2 protein-coding genes are annotated in these 3,276 nt (G+C 61.0%); both read right to left on the bottom strand.

Annotated features, from left to right (window positions below):
* Window positions 1-525 (bottom strand): HD domain-containing protein (locus ABJK56_RS16000; RefSeq protein WP_347245678.1); only part of this gene is annotated, 525 nt, incomplete at its 3' end.
* Window positions 512-3,276, bottom strand: a 2,765-nt coding sequence (locus tag ABJK56_RS15995) for a DEAD/DEAH box helicase (RefSeq protein WP_347245677.1), incomplete at its 5' end; no start/stop codon positions are given. The genes ABJK56_RS16000 and ABJK56_RS15995, both read right to left, overlap by 14 nt.

The raw sequence follows: 3,276 nt of genomic DNA, 5'->3' as shown, positions 1-3,276 counted from the left end.
CAGGTCCACCAGCGTGATGCGCCGCTCCTCATTTGGGTAGAAAGAAGTCCACTGGTGGCGGATGAGGGGGCGGACCTCTCCCCCGGCTCTTTCGTAGGATACGTAGAACAGCCCGTGGTGGGTCACGGCGAAAGCCCACACATGGTCCATGGCTTCACCCGCCAAGTGCCCCAGGTCCAGGTCGTACCCGCACGCTCCCCGCAGTTCCTGCCTGATGGCTTCCTTGCTCTCCTCCACCAGCCTGGGATGCTCGTAGTCAAAGGTGCTGGCCTCATGTTTCACCCTTTTGCCGGGCAGGGCCTGACCACTCGCCGCCGCTTCCAGCATGGCCTGGAAGTTCGGGTCCAGTTTGCCCACGTCGTGGACAAAGGTGGCAAAGATCAGCCGGTCCAGCCGGGGACCTGCCTCCTCCCCGGCCAGCCGGGCCACCCGCAGCGCCACGTCCACACAGGCCAGGGAATGATCGTACAGGCTCTGGCGGCCCGTGGATTTGCCCAACGCGGCTTTGTATCTATCTACCAACATGCTCCACCAGCCTCCGGTCATGCTCCACCAGCCTCCGGTACACATCAAAGCAAGCCCCGCTCATCCGATCCAGAAGCACCGGCCCGATGACCCGTTTCCCTTGCACCTCCAGGGTCTGCCAGTCGTAGAACACCTCCTGCCAATCAAGGGCCGACACCCTCTCCAGTAAATTTTGGGCCTCCTCTTTGCCGTAACCGTAGAGGAGTAGCCAAGTCTGGTCGGAGAGCACCAACGGATTGCCCAGGCAGTCTTCCACCGGCTCGGCGATTCCTTCTGTTGTGTCCACCCGTAGCAGATGCACATCCCCCTGGCCCAGGATGAAGCAGGCGTAGGGCTCAAAGAATAGGGGAAGGGCTTTCCCCAGCCGCAACAGTAGCCCGGGAAGAGGCTTCGTTCTCTGCGCCTCCAGCTCGGAAAGGAATCCCTCCAGGTTCTGTGTGATCTTCGGCTTTAGTGAATGAAGCAACTGAGACAAAGATTTGCCCTGGCTCACCGGCTGATTGCTGAAAAGCCTCAGGTAGTCGGCAGCGATGCCGTAGCCCGCCCGCACGTGCCACTCTCCGTCCTGCCACCAGAAGAGGGCTTGACTGGCCTCCAATGTGGCCAGGACATCCACCACAATGGTTTTCCACGACGCCGGTTTCCACAGGAACTCCATGTACCCCATGTCCGCCCTGGCCATCTCAAAGGGCGAATCGGCCGGCAGGAGCCGCTCGTTGGACACCTTGCGCAGGATATAGAAGGGCTCCCCACCACCGCCTCCCTGCAGGGATACCTCGGGAAGGGTGCTCCGCAGGCCGTAGATGAAGGGCAGGTTTGCCTCTCGCAACTGGCGAGCCAGCGCAGCCGTCTCCTCCCCAAACATCGTCGCATTCAGCCAGCCGCCGATTTCCCCCAACTGGGCATTGACCAGCCAATGGGTGGCATCCAGGAAGGCCGAGCCCTCGGCATAAAGCCGGGCTGGAAACACGCCGTCCCCTGGATCGGCGATAAAGGCGGAGAACTCCTCCCGATTCATCTGGGGCCGATAGCACCGGAATAATTGCACGTACGTTTCACCATCCCGCACCAGAACTACCACTTTGCCCTGGATGCCTGGCCGGCGACCCACCCGTCCGAAGCGCTGCAAGAAACCATTGCCATCGCACTGCTCGGTGATCAGGGTATCGGCGGCAAAATCCACCCCCACTTCCACAGCCGGCGTGGAGATCAACACCGCCCGGGGAAGAGCGGCAAAGGCCTCGATCAGCCCCTTGCGCTCGGCCTTGGACATCTTGCCGGTGTAGATGACAACCGGCGCTCCCGTATCTCCCCAAGAGGCGATGTGCCGGGTCTCAACCTCCAGCCGGCCCTCCGCTAAAGCGCTTTGTATTCGCTCAACCAACGCGTTTCTTCTCGCTTGATCCCTGATCAGCCAATCCAGCCACTGGAAAGCCAGACGGCGTTGGGCCAGCTCCCTGGGCGACATCTTCAACGCAGCGGCTGCCTGCTCGGGAAGTTCCACGGTATGTTTCAGGTAACCAGTGATTGCCTCGGCCAATCCGCGGTCGGCTCCTGCCTGCTGCAATGAGGCGGTGATCTCCCCGAAACCGGGGGCGGTTACGGACAGCGAGTCATCCGCCCACAGGCGCTCCAACTCTGCCTGCATTCGGCCGACCTGCACCTCCAGAGCCTCCAGCAAGCCCTCCTGGTCCATCCTCTCTTTGGCCGCGGATACAACAGCACGCCACAATAGCCAGGTCAACTTCCCTTTGCCGCCCAACTGCCTGTCAACGGCCTCAACCAGGTCGTGTCCGCCTTCCCTAACCGCCGAATACACCAGCCGCTTGATGCGCCAGGCCTTTCCTTCCAGCAAGTGGGCTATCCCAGCCGCCAGGGCCTCTGTGGGAACCTCCACCTGTCCTCTTTCCAGATCTTTCAGGTAAAAAGGCCCTTCTCGCGTCAACCAATGCTCAATTTCCTCAATCGTCTCAGTCTCAACCTCTTCCTTCTCCATCCAGGCCTTCAACTGGCCCCACCTGATCCGCCCGAAATGCCACAGCAGGTCAGGCGGCAAGTCTGGCCGGGATTTACCCTTGATGCCTTCAAAGACCCTATGGGCCAGGTCAGCGGAGTTGAAGACCAGAAGCACCTTCTGCGCCCCATCGGCCAGTGCCGATTCTACAGCACCTACCAGCCTGGTCTGGCGTTCATCGTGATCGTGCCCTTTGGCCGGCTCCAGAAATGTGACTTCCACATCCCCACACTTAGATCGGCCGCGCACTTCCACGCCATCGGTCAGGCGGCGCAGCTCTGGCGTGGGGGTCGCGGTGAGCACATGCCAGCGCGGGCGCCTGCCCAGTTTGGCGGCCAATAGCTGGACCCGCTTCTTGAGATGGGCAAGGTTGCGCAGCATCAGCCCGTTGAAGAGATGCGCTTCATCCAAAACGAACTCGTCCACCAACGCCAGCCCGTAGATCAGTAGGCCGCTGTACTTCACGTTCTTGCGGAAGAACCAGTAGATCTCGTCAGGGGTCGCCAGGATCACCGGCTTGTTGAGGGCAGCTATCAACTCGGTGCGCGACATGCCGCCTTGCAGTTGGCCGATCTCTAGGCTGGTGATTTGGGCCAGCCTATCCATCACCTGGCGTTGGTCCTCCATCAGGGCAATGGTGGGGTACATCAAGAGCACCTTGCGAATGCGCCCTGTTTTCAGCTTCTCAAAGAGCGGCACGGCGATGGCCAGGGTTTTCCCCGCTGCCGTCCCAGCAA

The organism is Thermogutta sp. (assembly GCF_039793925.1).
Classification (GTDB): domain Bacteria; phylum Planctomycetota; class Planctomycetia; order Pirellulales; family Thermoguttaceae; genus Thermogutta.
The sequence above is the reverse complement of the archived record's forward strand: the minus strand, read 5'-3'. Positions and strand labels throughout refer to the sequence as shown.